We start from the raw sequence: 17,972 nt of genomic DNA, 5'->3' as shown, positions 1-17,972 counted from the left end.
GTTGAGATGCTGGCGACAATCAACAGCAGCTAGCGCACAGTTCCGGAAAATCGAGATCGATTTTCGGAAAAGAACATGCGCCGCGAAAGTGATGGAGCGTCCCGCGGCATGCGCGGCGCATCCACCGCAATTTTCCTGAAGAAGAGCACGAGGCAATCGCGGATGGCTGCGATTGCGTCAGTGCTGTTTTGCCCCGGCTGAACTGCCGCGGGAAGTTAATTCCATGGAGGATAAGATGCGTCTACTCATTCTCGGTACCGGCGGAATGGCCAACCAGCATGCCGCCAACTTCAAGGCGATCGAAGGCGTCAGTGTCGTGGGCGGCGTCGATGTCGTCCCGGAAAGGCTCGCGGCCTTTTGCACCGAACATGGCATCGCCAACCACTTCACCACCCTCGAGGATGCTCTCGCCTGGGGCGAGTTCGACGCAGTGGCAAACGTCACGCCGGACCGCATTCACCCCCCGACGACGCTTCAGGCCATTGCCGCCGGCAAGCACGTCTTCTGCGAAAAGCCGCTCGCCACCGATGCCATCAAGGCCATGGAGATGACCGAGGCCATCGAGCGATCGGGCAAGGTCGGCATGGTCAATTTCACCTATCGCAATTCGCCTGCCCTTCAGAAAGGCCGGCAGATGGTGCTCGCCGGCGAAATCGGGGAGATCAGGCACGTCGAGGCCTCCCACCTGCAAAGCTGGCTGGTCGGCCGCCACTGGGGCGACTGGAAAACCGAAAGCAAATGGCTGTGGCGGCTGAGCAAGAAGCACGGATCCAACGGCGCGCTCGGCGATATCGGAATTCACATCGTCGATTTCGCATCCTACGGTTCCGGGCTCGACGTTGCTCATGTCTTCGCCCGGCTGAAGACCTTCGACAAGGCGCCTGATCATAAGATCGGTGAGTATGATCTCGACGCGAATGACAGCTTTACGATGAATGTCGATTTCTTCGGCGGGGCGATCGGGACGATCCAGGCAACGCGCACGGCGGCCGGGCAGATGGATCAGCTACGCCTCAGGGTCTATGGCGAAACCGGCTCGATCGAGATGATCTACGACACCGGAAAATCGACGCTTCGCGCCTGTCTTGGAGAAGACGTGCACACGGCGACCTGGCGCGACGTCCCCTTCGATCCGGTCGAGACGAACTACCAGCGTTTCGTCCAGGCCGTGCGGGCGGGCAGGGCCCAGGAACCCTCGTTCCGGCGGGCGGCCAATATCCAGAAAGTCCTGGACAAGGCGCTGGCCTCCGATCTCAGCCACGCCGATGAAGCGCTCGGCTGAGTTGGCCAAGCGCGCAGCGCGTTTGGGCCATCACGCCGAAGCAGGCGGCAGCAGCAAAGTGTTGAGGAAGGGCAGGAGGGCTGCGCCGAGCGCAACGCCGCCGCCGCTGAAACTCGCCGGTTTCATCGGCGAAATCCAGGGTGTCAGCAATGGTCTCGTCGAGGTGTCGCGCCGCTCGATGGAAAGCTGATGGATCAGCGCTTCGATCACGCCCTGCGGCAGATCGCTGCCGATCATGACGACGCTCGGCGCGAGAAAACCGGCCATGGCGATGATCGGGTCGAGGAGATGGCCTGCGGCTTCCCGTATCCATTGCGACAGTGATGGCGAGGAGAATTCTTCTCCTTGCAGCAGGCGGGTGAATGCCTGGTCGCCGATCCGTGATCGCAGCGACTCGAAACCGACGACAGTGTTCAGCTGGACATTGTCCGGGCCGGTCAGCATTTCGCCGATGCTGCCTGCCCTGCCATGCACGCCGGAATAGGGAATACCGCGAATGAGAAAGCCGGCCTGAACGTCGTCGTCGATGATGATCATCGCAAGTCCGCCTTCCCTGCCGGAGCTGCCGATCGTGCGTTCGGCGAGAAGGCTCGCCGTGCACTCGTTCTCGACATAGGGACGCGCAATCGTCGACATCGCGGCGATCTGATCGCTTTGATCCTCTGTCCAGTCGTTGGCGGCGATGCCAAGGCCGATGATCGGCAAGGCGGCGTGGCGATCGACTATATCCCTGACGGCCGCATGTACCAGGCTGACCCTGTCTGCGGGGTCCAGCTCGATATAGACCCGGTCATGGACCTGACCACTCAGATCGATGAGCACGGCCTCGCCACGCCTTTGGCGAAGCTTGACGCCGATCGAGAAAGCACCTTCCGGGCGCAAGGCAAACTCGGTCGCGGTGGCCCCTCCGCCAACGCCATTGCGGCGGTTGGAGGTCACGAGCTTCTCCTCAGCCAATCGGCGTAGAATATTGGTAATGCCGGGGCCGGTCAGGCCGCAATGCCCGCCAAGCTCCATCCGCGTCAACGGGCCATGGCGGCGGATCGCCTCCAGAATGACGCGAATATTCCGGTCGGCGATTTCACCGGACCTCAGGCCGACCGTTTTGGCGCGCGGGGCACCCATCTCCTGAGTGTGAAGCCGACGCGGCCCTGACCGAAGATACCGCATAGTCGCCGTCCTTAGAGCTCCATGACGCTTGTGTATCACGCCGGCGTCTACCGCAATGAAATTCTTACGGGCTTGACGCCAAATCAAAGTTACTTAATCTAAGACTCTGCAAGCCCGCTTGGAGGAGGGGCCGGGCAATCGCGATGTCGGTCGCGCCATCTTCGTCTCCCCCACAACCATGACCACGACCCCAAAAGCATGACGACAAGATTGTCAGCCGTCGATTTTCAACAGGATAAGCCATGCCTCTGACCATTGCCCAGCGCCTCGATCGTCTGAAAGTTCGCATTGCCGAGTTGGCTCATTGGCGGGATCGACAAAGTGCTGCGATCGACGGCTGGACTTTCGAGGGCGAGCCGATCGCACATCACCAGGATTGGCCGCACCGCCAGGGAGTGGTGCATTTTGCCGCGACCGCTGAAGCGCCGGAGGCATGGCCTCTCGCGGACATTCGCCTGCAGCTCGATCTCGGCGGCGAGAGCCTGATCACGCTGAGCTATCCCGATGGCGAGACAGAAACATTCGGTCTCGACCCCTATCATCAGGAATTCCCGGTAAAGGGCCGCCGCCTCTCGATCGCGACGGAAACCGTCGCCCGCTTTCCGTTCGGGGAGCCCAATCGAGCGCCCAAGCTCAACAAGGCCCGGTTTATCTGGCTCGATGGTCCCGCTCACCGCCTGCAACTTTTGCTGAAGCAGATTGCCGAGGCAATCGATGCGCTCGGCGAGCATGAAGTTGTGCCGCACCTGATGGATGCCGCCGAGCATGCATTGCGCAGCCTCGACTGGCCGTCGGATACGGCGGCCTATATCTCCCGCACATCCGGCGCCGTCATGCAGCAGAAGATCTGGGAACTGCCGGAACTTGAGGTTAATCCGGCAGGCCTCACGGAAGAGCAGAGCGCTTCGGCAGCCACGGCCTTCGAGGCTCTGACGGCGCGGTTGAAGGAGCTGCAGAAGCGCTTCCCGCCGAACGGAGAACTGCTGCTGACGGGCCATGCGCATATCGATCTCGCCTGGCTTTGGCCTTATCGCGAGACGCGGCGGAAAATGCGGCGCACCTTCAATACGGCGCTCTCGCTGATGGAACGCTCCGACGATTTCCGCTTCAACCAGTCAACCGCCCATTATTACGCGCAGATGGAAGAAGAAGACCCGGAGCTTCTCGATCGCATCAAGAAAAAGGTCGCGGACGGAAAGTGGGAAACCGTCGGCGGCATGTGGGTGGAGCCCGACACGAACATGCCGACCGGCGAAAGCCTCGCCCGTCAGGTTCTCTATGGCCAGCGTTATTTCGAAAAGACCTTCGGCACTCGCCATACGGTCTGCTGGCTGCCGGACTGCTTCGGCTTTTCCGGCGCGCTGCCGCAAATCCTGAGACAGGGCGGCATCGACAGTTTCTTCACGATCAAGGTCAACTGGAGCGAGACCAACCATATTCCCTCCGATCTCTTCTGGTGGAAGGGCCTCGACGGCAGCCGGGTGCTGACCCATACGTTCGACAATCCGATGCAGGGTTACAACGGCTTCGTGCAACCCGATTGCTACCTGCCGACGTGGAAGAATTTCCGCGGCAAGACCCAGCACGATACGTCGCTGCTGGCCGTCGGTTATGGCGACGGCGGCGGCGGCGTCACCCCGGAGATGGTCGAGCGCGAGGTGCAGTTGCGCGATTTCCCGGCTATCCCGCAGGCGCGCTGGGGCACCGTCAAAAGCTATTACGAACAGGCGCACCGCACCGCAGGCGAAAAGAACCTTCCGGTGTGGGATGGCGAAATCTATCTCGAACTGCATCGTGCGACGCTGACGTCGCAAAGCGGCGTCAAGCGCAAGCATCGCCAGGCCGAACGTGCGCTGATCACCGCCGAAACCATCGCTTCGCTGGCGCATATGCTCGGAGCAGACAGGCCGAATAGCCTCGAAGCGGATTGGCGTGTGGTGCTGAAGAACGAGTTTCACGACATTCTGCCGGGTTCGAGCATCCGCGAGGTCTATCAGGATGCAGAGCAGGAACTGGACGGCGTCATCGAACATGCCAAGGCCGAACAGGCGGGGGGATTGCAGGCGCTGTCGGCCAAGCTGCCGAAGGGCGGAGTTGGCGATGCCCTCGTCGTCGTCAATCCGTCTCTTGCGCCGAGGCCGCTCAGCGCGACACTCTCTGACGGCACGGTCATTGCGGCCGCGGATTTCGTTGCGCCCTTATCCGTCGCGGTCTTCGACAAGGGTTCGCTCAAGCCGGCAGGCGGGTTGAAGGCAGGCCCCGACCGTCTCGAAAACGACCAACTCTCGGTCTCCATCGGCAAGGATGGGGCGGTTTCGAGCCTTCTTCACAAGGCAACGGGCCGGGAAGCAGTCGACGGCTCGGCCAACCAGCTCTGGGTCTATCCGGCCGACAAGCCGCGCAACTGGGACGCTTGGGACATCGATGCGGATTATGCCGAAAAGGCCGTCCGCCTCGATGCGCCTGAGAGTATCACCCTCGTTGAAGACGGGCCGCACCGCGCGGCGATCCGCGTCGTTTACCGCTACCGGAATTCGAGCGTCACGCAGACCTATGTGCTGACGGCCAACGCCAGGCGGCTCGACATCGAAACGACGATCGACTGGCATGATCGCCGCACGCTGCTGCGAACCCTGAACCCGGTCGCCGCGCAGGCCCGCAAGGCGACCTTCGAATGCGCCTTCGGCATCGTCGAGCGGGCAACGCACACGAATACGTCCTGGGAGCAGGCGATGTTCGAGGCCGTCGCGCATCGCTTCGTCGATATCAGCGAGCCGGACTTCGGGGTCGCGCTGCTCAACAATGCCAAATACGGCCATAGCGCCCGCGGCAATGTGATCGGCATGAGCCTCGTGCGCGGGCCGATCTATCCGGATCCGCTGGCCGACGAAGGGGAGCAGAGCTTCACCTATGCACTGATGCCGCATGAAGGCGCCTGGCATGAAGGCGGTGTTCTCGACGAGGCGATCGATCTCAACCAGCCGCTCGTCTCGGCCGAAGCCACCGGCCTCTCCACCGGCACTTTCGCGCCGCTTACGGTCACCGGCATCCCCGTCGCGTTCTCGGGCCTGAAGCCGGCGGAAGAGGGTGATGGTCTCATCCTGCGCCTTTACGAACCGGCCGGCCGGCGCGGCAGGCTCGCCCTCGGGCTACCTTCCGGATGGGCAGCATCGCAGCCGCTGAACATTCTCGAAGAACCGATGGAACGGAAGGGACCTGCCGACATCATGCCGTTCGAGATCCGGACCTGGAAGCTGCAGAATGGCTGACGCCTGACCGCCATACGTGCCGGGAATCAAATGGCCTACGGCAGCATGTCGCACCATGATTTCAAGAACTGGCGGGCGCTCCTGAAAGCGCCTGCTATCTCCTAGAATTGGATGGGATGCCAGCCGCATCCAGCGGGCGAAAAGCGTCGGGTCGGGCGGCAAAGTTCGCAGCCACAAAATCCACGAAAGCGCGGACTTTTGGTGAAAGCTGACGATTGGACGGCCAGACGAGCGAGAGCGAGCCGTACGGCACCATGAAGGAGGTCAGGACGGGGACCAGACTCCCGGTTCGCATATGGGGCTCTGCGACGTAGACAGGCAGATGCGCGATCCCCAAACCGTCTCGTGCTGCCCGCAGCCCTGCGTCCGTATTGTTGAATGTAAGGGTTCTTGGAAAAATTACCCGATCGTATGGTGAGCGGAATGCCCATGGTGCGAGCCGGCCGCTGGATGGGTATTTGAAGTGAATGCAGGCATGTTGGGAGAGGTCATCCGGGGTCTCCGGTCGCCCATGGCGCTTGAGATAATCGGGACTTCCGCAAACGACGAAATGCTGATCGCCGAGACGGCGGGCAATCAATCGTGCATCGGCAAGCTCACCACTGCGCACGACGACATCCAGGCCCTCTGCAACCAGATCGGTGACCTTGTCTTCGAAATCGATGTCCAGTTCGATCTCCGGAAACTGCTCGGCAAAAATGGGCAGGATCGGCATAAGAAGGTGGTGTCCGACGATATGCGGTACGCTGACGCGAAGGCGCCCCCTTGGTCGTTCCCGGCTTCGTGAGATTGTGGCCTCTGCGTCGTCCATGTCATCGATGATGCGTTTGTAGCGCTCGTAGAGGACCGCTCCTTCCTCAGTCAGGCTGATACTGCGCGTCGTCCGGTTGAAGAGCCGCACGCCCAGCCGGCCTTCGAGACGCGCCACTGCCTTTCCGATCGCGGACGGCGAAACTCCGCCAACCCTGGCGGCTGCGACATAACTCTGCTGTTCGGCGGCGTGAACGAAGGCGACAACACTTGCGAGACTGTCCACATCAGCACCCGATTGAAGATATTTTGTCCTTTATGTAAGTCCAAGAGCCGTAATTGATCAATATTGCATAGGAAATATCCTCTGTCTCGATGCGCAGCCAGCCAATATCAAAGGAGTGAGCGGTATGAGGGACTATGCAAAAGAACGACCCGAGCACACGGAAAAATACATCGGAGAGAATGACCTATTTCTGGAAATGTTTCATGGGAACAGGGACCCAGGGCAGTCCGTTCGGCCGCCTTTGCTCTTTGTTCACGGCGCGTTTACCGGGAGCTGGATGTGGAGCAAATACATTCCTCATTTCATATCCGCTGGATGGAACTCTTATTGCGTCAACCTGCGAGGCCACTACAAAAGCAGGTCGGTGGATTTCACAAAAATCCTGTTTGAAGATTACCTGGAAGACATCCGGCTGGTGATCTCCGAAATCGTCGAAGAATGTGGAACTCCTCCCATCGTGATCGCTTTCAGCATGGGAGGAATCCTGAGCCAGAAACTGGCGGAAAGCGTGAAGATAGCCGGGCTGGTGCTGATCGATTCCAGTATTTGCAGGGAAGTGCATGCGGAGGCGCACTATCGCGATCTCGCGTTGCGAATGCCCGACCTCGTCGTGCCTGCTCCCGTGCGTGACGAGCAAATCAGTACCGATGAAACATTCGAGGATATCGAATTCCAGCGGAAGTACCTGTCCATGGAATCTGCAAAAGCATTCAGCGAATTTTCCTTTCATTTCGGGGCGGAGGGGATTTCCATCGAAAGCGAGAAGATCACGTGCCCCAGCCTCGTCATTTGCGCCGTCAACGACGAATCCGATGATCATCGAGGCCTGGCGACAGCACGCCACATCGGTGGCGAATATCTAGGTCTCTGGGGTACGACACATACGGGTCTGCTCGTCGGGCAGAGGTATTACGAAGCTGTAAGCCGCATTATGGTCTGGTTGGCACGCTTTGATGGATGCTAGATCTTCCGATAGAGCGCCACCTCGATCGGCCCCCGAGCACAGAGCCGCAAGCCAAGCTCAATCCTCCAGGCCAAGGCTCGCCAGCAGGCGGCTGACATAGGCTTCCAACCCGCCGACCATGTCGAAGCGGGTGGGATCGCGCAGCCAGAGCATCTGAAGGCCGTCCATCACGGCGATCAGCTCGGCTGCCATCGCCCGGCCATCGATCTTGCCGTCTATCGAGCCATCGGCGACGGCCTGTTCGAAAGTCGCGGCGATGTCATTCTGCAGCTGGGTGGCGCGATCGAGAAACCATGCCTTGGCCGGGTGATCCTTCATCAGGCTCTCGGCATTCAGGATGGCGAAGGTCCTGACGACCTCGACCATATCGGCGTTGCGGCGGAAGACTTCGACCATGCCCTTGAGCAAGCCGCGGAGATCGGAGCGATAGGGCCCGATGAAGCTTTCGCTTTCGAGATCGCGCTTGTCCAGAATGGCAAGCAGGAGATCGACCTTGGTCGGAAAATGGTGCAGCAGGCCGGGCAGCGACAGGCCGACGTCGCGGGCGATATCGCCGATCGCAGCATTCTGGTAGCCGTCTTCGGCAAAGCGTCGCATCGCAGCCGACAGGATCTCCGCGCGGCGCGCTTCGCCCTTGCGGGATCGGCGCCGTCGCTTTTCCTCCAGTCCGGTCTTCGATTCGAAAAATTCTGCCATCGTCTCGTCTGCCTCTTTCTCACGCCCTCCATCCATACATCACGGGCGCGTAGTTGACATCTTAAAAATACCGAGTAATCGGTAGGTTTAAGAACTACCTGTGCGTAGAGAAGTTGGCGTCGCCACCGGGTGAATTGGCACGGGGCATACTCGGCCAGCATTTCGCAATGCCCGAATTCCATTGAAGGGGAGGTTTGCATGATCGATTCCATTCTCGACAAGATGACGATTGAGGAGCAGGTCTCGTTGCTGTCCGGCGCCGATTTCTGGACGACGGTTCCCGTCGAGCGTCTTGATGTGCCGAAGATCAAGGTGACGGACGGGCCGAATGGGGCTCGCGGCGCGGGCTCGCTGGTCGGCGGCGTCAAGGCGACCTGTTTTCCTGTCGCCATCGCGCTCGGCGCCACCTGGAACCCCGATCTCGTCGAGCGTATGGGCGTGGCGCTTGCCCAACAGGCGAAGAGCAAGGGTGCCGCCGTGCTGCTCGCACCCACGGTGAATATCCATCGTTCCGGGCTCAACGGGCGAAATTTCGAATGTTATTCCGAAGATCCGATGCTGACGGCGGAACTCGCCGTCGCCTATATCAAGGGCGTGCAGAGCCAGGGGATCGCAGCGACGATCAAGCACTTCGCCGGCAACGAATCCGAGATCGAGCGGCAGACCATGTCTTCCGATATCGACGAGCGGACGCTGCGCGAAATCTACTTCCCGCCCTTCGAACAGGCTGTCCGGCGCGCCGGGGTGATGGCCGTCATGTCCTCCTATAACCGCCTCAACGGCACCTATACGAGCGAACACGCGTGGCTACTGACCAAGGTGCTGCGCGAGGAATGGGGATTTGACGGGATCGTCATGTCCGACTGGTTCGGTTCGCATTCGACGGCCGAGACGATCAATGCCGGACTCGATCTCGAAATGCCCGGCCCGGCGCGCGATCGCGGCGAGAAACTGGTTGCGGCCGTGCGCGAGGGCAGGGTCGAAGCGGCCACCGTGCGGGCGGCGGCGCGGCGAATCCTGCTGCTGCTCGAGCGGGTCGGCGCGTTCGAGAAGAAGCCAGATCTTACGGAGCAGGCGGTCGACCTGCCGGAAGACCGGGCGCTGATACGACGTCTCGGCGCGGAAGGCGCGGTCCTTTTGAAGAACGACGGCGTCCTGCCGCTTGCCAAGACGTCGCTCGACCGGATCGCCGTCATCGGACCCAACGCTGCGAGCGCGCGTGTCATGGGCGGCGGCAGTGCGCAGATCGCGGCGCATTATACGGTCAGCCCGCTCGAAGGGATTCGAGCGGCCCTTTCCAATGCCAACAGCGTCAGCCACGCCGTTGGCTGCCGCCACAACCGTCTGATCGAGGTGGCCAAGGGAAAGATCACCGTCGAATATTTCAAGGGACGCGGTTGCCGGGGTACTCCCCTTCACGTCGAGACCGTCGACAAGGGCGAGTTCTTCTGGTTCGAGTTGCCGTCAGGCGAACTCGACCCCGCCAATTTCTCGGCGCGGATGACGATGCAATTCGTGCCGGAGGAGAGCGGCGATCATGTCTTCGGCATGACCAATGCCGGACTGGCGCGGCTCTTCGTCGATGGCAGGCTCACGGTCGATGGTCATGACGGCTGGACGCGCGGCGAAAACTATTTCGGCACGGCCAATGATGAACAGCGCGGCACGGTAGCGCTCGATGCGGGCAAAGCCCATGCCGTCACCGTCGAGTATGACCCGCCGGTGGCGACCGGGGAGGGGATCAACCTCACGGCCATTCGCTTCGGCGTCGAAAAGCCTTTGGGCGAGGCCGATATCGAGGACGCCGTCGAGACGGCGCTGAATGCCGATGTGGCGCTTCTCTTCGTCGGCCGCGACGGCGAATGGGATACCGAGGGCTTGGACCTGCCCGACATGCGGCTTCCGGGCCGGCAGGAAGAGCTCATCGAGCGGGTTGCGGCCATCAACGCCAACACCGTGGTCGTGCTGCAGACCGGCGGTCCGGTGGAAATGCCCTGGCTCGGCAAGGTTCGCGCCGTGCTGCAGATCTGGTATCCCGGGCAGGAGATGGGCAATGCCGTCGCCGATGTCCTGTTCGGCGACGTCGAGCCCGGCGGACGCCTGCCGCAAACATTCCCGAAGGCGCTTGCCGACAATTCCGCCATGACGGGCGATCCGGCCGTCTATCCGGGTAAGGATGGGCATGTGCGCTATGCCGAAGGCGTGTTCGTCGGCTACCGTCACCACGATACACGCGCCGTCGAGCCGCTCTTCGCCTTCGGTTTCGGCCTTGGCTATACACGCTTCAACTGGGGCGAGCCGCGGCTCTCAGCAAGCGAAATGGGTGCCGAAGGCGTGACGATCAGCGTCGATCTGACCAATATCGGCGACCGGGCCGGATCGGAACTGGTCCAGCTCTATGTGCGCTCGCCAAAATCCAGGGTGGAGCGGCCGGACAAGGAGCTGCGCGCCTTCGCAAAGCTTTCGCTGCCGCCCGGTGAGACCGGCACGGCCGAAATGAGGATCCTGCCGCGCGACCTCGCCTATTTTGACATCGAGGCCGGCGCCTTCCGCGCTGAACCGGGCGATTACCAACTGATCGTGGCGGCGAATGCCGCGGATATCAGGTTTGTCATCGATCTGCCGTCACCATTGGATTATTTGCTGCCTCCGTCGCACCAAGCGACCAGTCTCATCGCATAAACGGCCGCCTTCACCACACCAATCCCATTGGATTGATGAGGTTCGCGCCCGATGAGGCAGGTCGAGCGCGACCATCGCTCCCGTGAAGGTCAAGCGGCCCGGATCCGGGAAGTCATCCAAGGGCGAGAGCGCCGAAATCCTTTCCCGACGCGGCCTGCCTCAGCGCGCCCGCCATCCAGGGCCTTCAGCGCCGCCAGGATGTCGGCATAGCGAACCGGAGCCGGCACGCCTGGCGGCTGCCGCAGTTCCGGAACGGACTCCACCGCATAGAGGTCCGAAGCCCAGGACGCGAGGATCGCTCTCTTCTCCTGCGCAGGCGTGTCGGCGGCGAGGATTTCGTTCGGAGACGTGAAATGGAGTTGGGGATGTAAGATGTGCGACGCGGAGATCGCCTCGGCGACGCCATCAGGAATGATCGTGGTGGTGCCTTTGCTGGTCATGAGAACTCTCCCAAAAATTTCCACACAATCGAAGAACATCTTCAGGCATCAGTCGATTTAGGTGAACAAAAACAGCGTTCAAGAGGCTTCCGATCGTTGTCGGTGAACATGCAGAAAAAATTTTTGGATCTGCTCTTGAATCGAAAAATGCGCGAAACCAGATCATTTTCGTCGGCAGCGCAAAGCGGGCCGATCAGAGCAGAGGCGCAGTTTCCAATGCGTCTCCAACCCATGTTGCTTTACGGAGGATATGGCTATGAGAAACGAACTTGACTTCGCACCCCTTTACCGGTCCAGCATCGGCTTCGACCGGGTCTTCAATCTCCTGAACAATGCGCAACGCCTGCAGGCGATCGATAGCTGGCCGCCTTATGACATCGTCAAGATCGGCGAAGACGACTACCGAATCCAGATGGCGGTTGCCGGCTTCGCCGAGGCCGACCTCGACATCACGCAGGAGCGGAACGTTCTCGTGGTGAAGGGTCAAAGGACCGAAGAAAAGGACGGCGAGTACCTGCACCGCGGCATCGCCGGGCGCGCATTCGAGCGTCGCTTCGAGCTCGCCGACCACGTGAGGGTCGAGAATGCTTCTTTGACCAACGGTATTCTCTCGGTCGCTTTGAAGCGTGAAGTGCCGGAAGCCATGAAGCCGCGCAAGATCGCGATCGGAGAAGGCTCCTTTCAGCAAACGCCTCTTCAGATCGAAGCCGAGCGTCAGGTGGCTTAAGGAGAGCTTCTCGATGAAGTCCCGGACAAAGCCGTTTACCGTTGAGGTCAGGAAACGTCGCGCGAGCAGCGCGAAGGATGAAGGAAAGCGCGCGCGCTCGAAGCTGATAGACAAGCTCCGCTCCGGAAGCGCCGTAGCGGTGCCAAGACCCTGAGCAGCTCTTTTGACGTCAAGTGGGGCCGGCGCCTGCGGCCGGCCCTTTTGAATTAACTGGATTTGGTTTCGTCTTCGCTGCGGTTCCGCGCGACATCGTCATGACGCACACGCGTGGATTTTCATGGCCGACGGCGCTGAAAAGAGGCGCGGGCAATCCCAACTCAGACTGCGTCCGGCTGGGTGCGGAGATTGGAGACGACGCGCCGGTTCTGCACCTTGCAGGAGCGCTCCGTGCAGTCGCGGACCTCGCGGTCGTTGCCGTAACCCTTGGCCCACATGCGCCTGGCCTCCACGCCCTTCGAGGCGAGATAGGCCATCGCCGCATCGGCGCGCTTCTGCGACAGCGTCTCCATGCTGGATGCGGAGCCGGAATCGTCGGCAAATCCCTGCAGCTTGAGCAGCCAAGTCGGGTTCTTGCTGAGCCAGGCCGCCTGGTTATCCAACGTTGCCATGGCGACGGAATCGAGCGTGGCCGAATCCTGCGCGAAGTAGATCCGTCGGCCGACATTGAGGATGAAATCCTCTTCGCTGCCAGCCGCGACGGTTTCGAAGCCGGGCGCCGGATCGTTGGTCTGGCCGGTCATCGGCGCCGCAGCAGGCTCTTCCAGGGACGCGACCTTGGTGGTGGTGCAGGCAGTGAGCGCCAGGAGCATGGCCGCGACAGCAAGGCGCCTCGTATATCCGGTCGGAGCAAACATCAGGGTGATATTCCTCATTCGACCGGAGTTGTTTGGCTGACCTGCGCGGCACTTTCAGCCTGGTCGGCAATATGCGGCAGAACCTGCACAGCGGTGCCGATCGGGCAACGCTGGTAAAGATCGATGGCGTCTTCGTTGAACATGCGGATACAGCCGCTGGAGGCATCCTTACCGATGCTCCAAGGCTCCACCGTGCCGTGGAAGCGATAGCCGGTGTCGACGCCGTCACGATGCAGGTACATGGCGCGGGGACCGAGCGGATTCTTTGGCGAACCTCCCGCCACGAATTCGGGCAGTTCCGGATGGCGCTTGCGCATCTCCGGTGGCGGTGTCCAGCGCGGCCAAAGCGATTTAGCGTCGATCGTGGCGCGGCCGAACCATTTGAAGCCCTCGCGGCCGACGCCGACGCCGTAGCGGATGGCCGTCTTGTTCTCCATAATCACGTAGAGAAAATGATGCCTTGTATCGACGACCACTGTGCCGATCGGCTCGCTGCTGAAATATTTGACGACCCGGCGTTGCCACTTCTTATCAATCTTGGCGAAGTTCGTCCTTTGGAACGTCACGCCATTGTCGACCGCGGTGCCGGTAAAATTGGAAGACGCCACGGCAAATGCCGGTTTCTGAACCGCGGCGGCGCCAAGTAACGCCAAACTACCAAGCAAAATATCCCTGCGTGTCCCCACCATCGGCAATATCCCCCTTAAAGCCAGCAGCGAAGTAACAATAAATCAGAATTTTCATTTGCGACAACAGAAAATTCTTCTGCCCTTAAAGACCGAGATCGGGTTGCCGGTCGGCTGGACAAACTTGCGCCGATCGTTGCTCTGAAAAGATGACGCCCAATCCTGCAAACCCGCGGGCCACTTGCGCGAACAGATCGCTGTCAGCGCTCCTGTCGTTTGAGATCATTCATCATTGAGATGGCAAGCCGACAGGTGCCCCGGTGCAATTTCCTTTTTCACCGGCACTTCCATATGACAGCGGTCCATCGCAAACGGGCATCTCGGATGGAAGTGACAGCCTTTCGGCGGGTTTATCGGGCTGGGGAGTTCGCCGTCGACGGGCTTGAACTGCCGCTTGCCGGGTTCGATGCGCGGCACCTCGGCCAAGAGCGCTTTCGTGTAAGGATGATTGGGCCGCCTGAAAACCTCCTCGACGGGCGCCTCTTCGACGATGCGGCCGAGATACATGATCGCAACACGGTCGGAAATATGTTCCACGACGCCGAGATCATGGCTGACGAACAAATAGGTCAGGTCGAGCTTGTCACGAAGTTCCATGAACAGGTTGATCACCTGTGCCTGGATGGAAACGTCGAGCGCCGCAACGCTTTCGTCACAGACGAGGAATTTCGGCTGCACGGCGAGCGCGCGCGCAATATTGACGCGTTGCCGCTGGCCGCCGGAAAACTGGTGCGGGTATCGCTTTTTCATGGCCGGGTCGAAGCCGGCCAGCATCAAATATCTGTCGACATAGGCGTCGCGTTCCGTCGAGCGGGCAAGCCCATGCGTTCGAGGCGCCTCCCAGATAAGCTGCTCGACGGTCATGCGCGGATTGAGAGCCGCCATCGGATTCTGGAAGATCATCTGGCTGGCGAGACCGAACTGATGCTGCTCGCCTTTCGACATGGCGCTTCGGTCCATCCCCTTCCAGAGAATGTGGCCCTGGCTTGGCGAGGTGATCCCTGCAATGGCGCGGCCGAGCGTCGACTTCCCGCAACCGCTTTCGCCGACAAGGCCGACAACCTCTCCGGGCCGGATGCTGAGGCTGACATTATCAAGCGCGTGAACGACGGGCGTCGGTTTGGCCAGCTTGAGCTTGAGCACGACCTTGGCGGCGAGATCGGGCTTGGCTCCGAAGCGTTGCGACACGTTCCTCGCTTCGATCAGGGGCGCGGTGGTCGCCGTCATCATGCTACCTCTTTCGTTACGGGATGAATGCAGCGGAAGGAGCGATCGCCTTCCGGCATGAGCGCCGGCACGACCAGACAACCGTCGGTTGCTCGATCACAGCGCGTACGAAAACTGCATCCCTGTGGGAGCCGGTCGATCGCCGGCGTCATGCCGCGGATCTGGTGAAGCGGTTCTCCGCGTTTGTTTTGCGAAGGAACGGACGCGATCAGACCGGCCGTGTAGGGATGGTGAGGATCGGTCAGAACCTTGCCCACCGGTCCGGTCTCCACGAGGCGGCCGGCATACATGACGGCGATCTCGTCGGCCAATCTTGAGACGATCGCCAGATCGTGGGTGATCCAGATCACCGCCGTATTCCCCTCTTCGGTGAGCTTCTGGAACTCGGAAATGATCTGGCTCTGGATCGTCACATCAAGCGCTGTTGTCGGTTCATCGGCGATGATAAGGTCCGGCTTGTGAAGAAGCGCGATGGCGATCGCCACCCGCTGGCGCATTCCGCCGGAAAACTGATGCGGGTAGGCGGCAAGCCTTTCTTCAGGGCTTGGTATTCCGACCAGCGCCAAAGCATCCCGCGCCCGCTGCCGGGCGGCATCCTTCGAGACCCGGTCGTGTGCCTGGACGGCTTCCACCATCTGCGTACCGACCGTCAGGACCGGGTTGAGCGTCATCATCGGATCCTGGAATACCATGGCGATCCGCTTGCCGCGCAGCTGCCGCATCTCTTCATCCGAATATTTCGCGATGTCGGCGCCGTCGAAGATGATCCGGCCGCCGGCAACCCGGCCGGGTTTATCGAGGAGCCGCATGATCGAGAAGCCGGTCACCGACTTTCCGGATCCGGATTCTCCCACAAGACCAAGGACCTTGCCGCGCTCCACCGTGAACGACACATCGTTGACGGCGCAAAGGCTGGGGCGTCCCCTGCCGCCGCCGAATTCGGTGACGAGATTGCTCACTTGCAGCAATGGGGTCATGACATGTTCCTCGGGTTGAGGACATCGCGCAGCCGGTCGCCGACGAGATTGATCGCCGCGATCGTGACCAGAAGGGCAATGCCGGGAAAGAAGCTGATCCAGTAAAGGCCCGTCAGTAGATACTGGTAGCCCGTCGAGATCAGCATGCCGAGCGAGGGTTCGGTCACGGATGCACCGAGACCGAGGAAGGACAAGGTTGCTTCGAGGCCGATTGCCCGGGCGATCTGCATCGTGGCGATGACGATGACCGGCGCAAGACAGTTCGGCAGCAGGTGCCTGAAGAGGATGCGCCATCCGGGCAGGCGCAGCATCCGGGCCGCCTCGATATATTCCTTCTCGCGCTCGACCAGAGCGGTGCCGCGGACCGTTCGGGCATAGGTCGCCCACTCGGCGATGATCAGTGCGATCACGACGTTGGGTACGCCCTTGCCGAGCACGGCGAGCATCATGAGCGCCATCAATATGGTGGGAAACGAGAGCTGCAGATCGACGAGCCGCATCATCGCGGTTTCCGTGCGCCCTCCCACGTAAGCGGCAAACAATCCGGCTGAGGTTCCGATGATGGCAGCAGCGAAAGCCGACAGAACGCCCACCAGCAAGGAGGTGCGCAACCCATAGAGGATGCCGGACAGGATATCGCGGCCCTGGCTGTCGGTACCGAGGTGATAGACAAGCCCGGTCATGGATTCGGACCCCGGCGGCAGCCGTCCATCCATGATGTCGAGCTGCATCAAATCATAGGGATTTTGCGGAGAGATCCATGGCGCAAACAGCGCCAGGCAACAGATGATCACCAGCGTGAGGAAGGCGATCGCGGCTGCCGGAGAGCTGAAGAAATCCGTGACCCCTTTCGACAGACGACTGGGTTCGGGCGTTGGAGCGCTGGTGTCTTGCGTTTGTGGTTCGGCCATGGGGTCAAGCCTTTCCTTCCAGCCGGACCCGCGGATCCAGAAGGGTATAACAGATATCGATGATGAAATTGAGGACGACGAAGAGCAGCACCATCATCATCAGGTAGGCGACGATGACCGGGCGATCGAGAAGATTGATCGAGTCAATGATGAGCTTGCCCATGCCCGGCCACGCAAAGATGCTTTCGGTGACGACCGAAAAGGCGATGAGTGAGCCGAACTCGAGACCGATGATGGTCACCACCGGGATCATCAGGTTCTTGAGAACGTGCACCGAAATGATCCGCCGCTCTCGCAATCCCTTGGCGCGGGCAAACTTCACATAGTCCTGGGGAAGGACCTCCTGTACACCGGCGCGGGTCAGCCGAAGAATGAGCGACGTCTTGAACAGAGCCAGGTTGAAGGCCGGCAATAGAAGATGCCTGATGCCGTCCCCGGTCAGAAACGACCATTGTGCGCCAAGCAGTTCCCGCGTTGGGCCGCGGCCATTCGTCGGCAACCAGCCGAGCTCGACGGAAAACACCATGATCAGCATGAGACCGACCCAGAAGGTCGGAAGCGAGAAACCCAGAATTGAGCCGCTCATGATCAGCTTGGAGGAAATGCGATTGGGGTAGAGCCCTGCATACAGCCCAAGCGGCAAGCCGAACAGCAGTGCAATGACAAGAGCCGTGATCGCCAGTTCGAGCGTCGCCGGGAGACGTTCGAGGATCAGGCCCAGCGCCGGCCGCCCATAAACGAAGCTGTTGCCGAAGTCCCCGTGCAGAAGCCCTTGGAGAAACAGCAGATACTGTTTCCACAGCGGCTGATCCAGGCCGTAATGCGCGATAACGAGTGCCCGCTCCGCCTGGTTGGCGTCCGGGTTGATCAGGATGTCGACCGGATTGCCGATCACATTGACACCGATGAAGACGATGATCGTCATCGCGACAATGACGAACAGCGCCTGTATCAATCGCCTGATGATGGATGTGACCATTGAACCTCTCCCTACAGCGCCGAGCGTCTTTCCGAGAGCCGCAAAAGACGCTGTAACACTTTGAATCGACGT

The 17,972-nt window shown here is 60.7% G+C and carries 15 protein-coding genes; 5 read left to right on the top strand and 10 right to left on the bottom strand.

The window, feature by feature from the left end; translation table 11 throughout:
- Nucleotides 1-235: 235 nt before the first annotated feature.
- A complete protein-coding gene (locus tag RL_RS34680; RefSeq protein ID WP_011649123.1) occupies nucleotides 236-1,282 on the top strand; it encodes a Gfo/Idh/MocA family protein in 1,047 nt (348 codons plus the stop codon).
- Between the two features lie 30 nt (nucleotides 1,283-1,312).
- Here the strand turns inward: RL_RS34680 and RL_RS34675 are convergent, their stop codons facing one another.
- The gene (locus RL_RS34675) at nucleotides 1,313-2,452 is read right to left on the bottom strand and encodes an ROK family transcriptional regulator (protein WP_011649122.1); all 1,140 of its coding nucleotides are present in this window, start codon (nucleotides 2,450-2,452) and stop codon (nucleotides 1,313-1,315) included.
- 242 nt (nucleotides 2,453-2,694) lie between these two features.
- On the opposite strand from RL_RS34675, the gene RL_RS34670 reads away from it, so the two are divergent.
- Nucleotides 2,695-5,721 (top strand): alpha-mannosidase, encoded by a 3,027-nt coding sequence (locus RL_RS34670; RefSeq protein WP_011649121.1) that lies wholly within the window; start codon nucleotides 2,695-2,697, stop codon nucleotides 5,719-5,721.
- A gap of 94 nt (nucleotides 5,722-5,815) precedes the next feature.
- On the opposite strand, the gene RL_RS38780 is transcribed toward RL_RS34670, so the two are convergent.
- The gene (locus tag RL_RS38780; RefSeq protein ID WP_011649120.1) at nucleotides 5,816-6,757 is read right to left on the bottom strand and encodes a LysR family transcriptional regulator; all 942 of its coding nucleotides are present in this window, start codon (nucleotides 6,755-6,757) and stop codon (nucleotides 5,816-5,818) included.
- A 124-nt stretch (nucleotides 6,758-6,881) separates the two neighbouring features.
- Between RL_RS38780 and RL_RS34660 the strand changes: the two genes are divergently transcribed.
- The gene (locus RL_RS34660; RefSeq protein WP_041936997.1) at nucleotides 6,882-7,721 is read left to right on the top strand and encodes an alpha/beta hydrolase; all 840 of its coding nucleotides are present in this window, start codon (nucleotides 6,882-6,884) and stop codon (nucleotides 7,719-7,721) included.
- A gap of 57 nt (nucleotides 7,722-7,778) precedes the next feature.
- Here RL_RS34660 and RL_RS34655 read toward each other — a convergent pair whose 3' ends face one another.
- Nucleotides 7,779-8,417, bottom strand: a complete 639-nt coding sequence (locus RL_RS34655; RefSeq protein ID WP_011649118.1) for a TetR/AcrR family transcriptional regulator — start codon at nucleotides 8,415-8,417, stop codon at nucleotides 7,779-7,781.
- Between the two features lie 198 nt (nucleotides 8,418-8,615).
- Between RL_RS34655 and RL_RS34650 the strand changes: the two genes are divergently transcribed.
- Nucleotides 8,616-11,099, top strand: a complete 2,484-nt coding sequence (locus RL_RS34650; protein ID WP_011649117.1) for a beta-glucosidase — start codon at nucleotides 8,616-8,618, stop codon at nucleotides 11,097-11,099.
- Nucleotides 11,100-11,188: 89 nt separating this feature from the next.
- Here the strand turns inward: RL_RS34650 and RL_RS34645 are convergent, their stop codons facing one another.
- Entirely contained in the window at nucleotides 11,189-11,539 is a 351-nt protein-coding gene (locus RL_RS34645; protein ID WP_011649116.1) for a hypothetical protein, read from the bottom strand.
- A gap of 256 nt (nucleotides 11,540-11,795) precedes the next feature.
- Between RL_RS34645 and RL_RS34640 the strand changes: the two genes are divergently transcribed.
- Nucleotides 11,796-12,266 carry an Hsp20 family protein gene (locus RL_RS34640; protein ID WP_028742389.1) on the top strand — a complete coding sequence of 157 codons (471 nt, stop codon included), beginning with the start codon at nucleotides 11,796-11,798 and terminating at the stop codon, nucleotides 12,264-12,266.
- 317 nt (nucleotides 12,267-12,583) lie between these two features.
- Here RL_RS34640 and RL_RS34635 read toward each other — a convergent pair whose 3' ends face one another.
- From RL_RS34635 to RL_RS34610, 6 genes are all read right to left on the bottom strand, one after another.
- Entirely contained in the window at nucleotides 12,584-13,120 is a 537-nt protein-coding gene (locus RL_RS34635) for an OmpA family protein (protein WP_041937046.1), read from the bottom strand.
- A gap of 14 nt (nucleotides 13,121-13,134) precedes the next feature.
- Complete coding sequence (locus tag RL_RS34630; protein ID WP_041936996.1) at nucleotides 13,135-13,809, bottom strand: L,D-transpeptidase; 675 nt, start codon at nucleotides 13,807-13,809, stop codon at nucleotides 13,135-13,137.
- Nucleotides 13,810-14,028: 219 nt separating this feature from the next.
- On the bottom strand, nucleotides 14,029-15,036 hold the full coding sequence (locus tag RL_RS34625) for an ABC transporter ATP-binding protein (RefSeq protein ID WP_173364465.1): 1,008 nt from the start codon (nucleotides 15,034-15,036) through the stop codon (nucleotides 14,029-14,031).
- Entirely contained in the window at nucleotides 15,033-16,010 is a 978-nt protein-coding gene (locus RL_RS34620) for an ABC transporter ATP-binding protein (RefSeq protein ID WP_011649111.1), read from the bottom strand. The genes RL_RS34625 and RL_RS34620 overlap by 4 nt, the downstream gene beginning before the upstream one ends.
- On the bottom strand, nucleotides 16,007-16,921 hold the full coding sequence (locus RL_RS34615; RefSeq protein ID WP_011649110.1) for an ABC transporter permease: 915 nt from the start codon (nucleotides 16,919-16,921) through the stop codon (nucleotides 16,007-16,009). The genes RL_RS34620 and RL_RS34615 overlap by 4 nt, the downstream gene beginning before the upstream one ends.
- A gap of 4 nt (nucleotides 16,922-16,925) precedes the next feature.
- Nucleotides 16,926-17,900 carry an ABC transporter permease gene (locus tag RL_RS34610; RefSeq protein ID WP_011649109.1) on the bottom strand — a complete coding sequence of 325 codons (975 nt, stop codon included), beginning with the start codon at nucleotides 17,898-17,900 and terminating at the stop codon, nucleotides 16,926-16,928.
- Nucleotides 17,901-17,972 lie beyond the last annotated feature (72 nt).

This window comes from Rhizobium johnstonii 3841, from assembly GCF_000009265.1.
Taxonomy (GTDB): Bacteria; Pseudomonadota; Alphaproteobacteria; order Rhizobiales; family Rhizobiaceae; genus Rhizobium; species Rhizobium acaciae.
The sequence above is the reverse complement of the archived record's forward strand: the minus strand, read 5'-3'. Positions and strand labels throughout refer to the sequence as shown.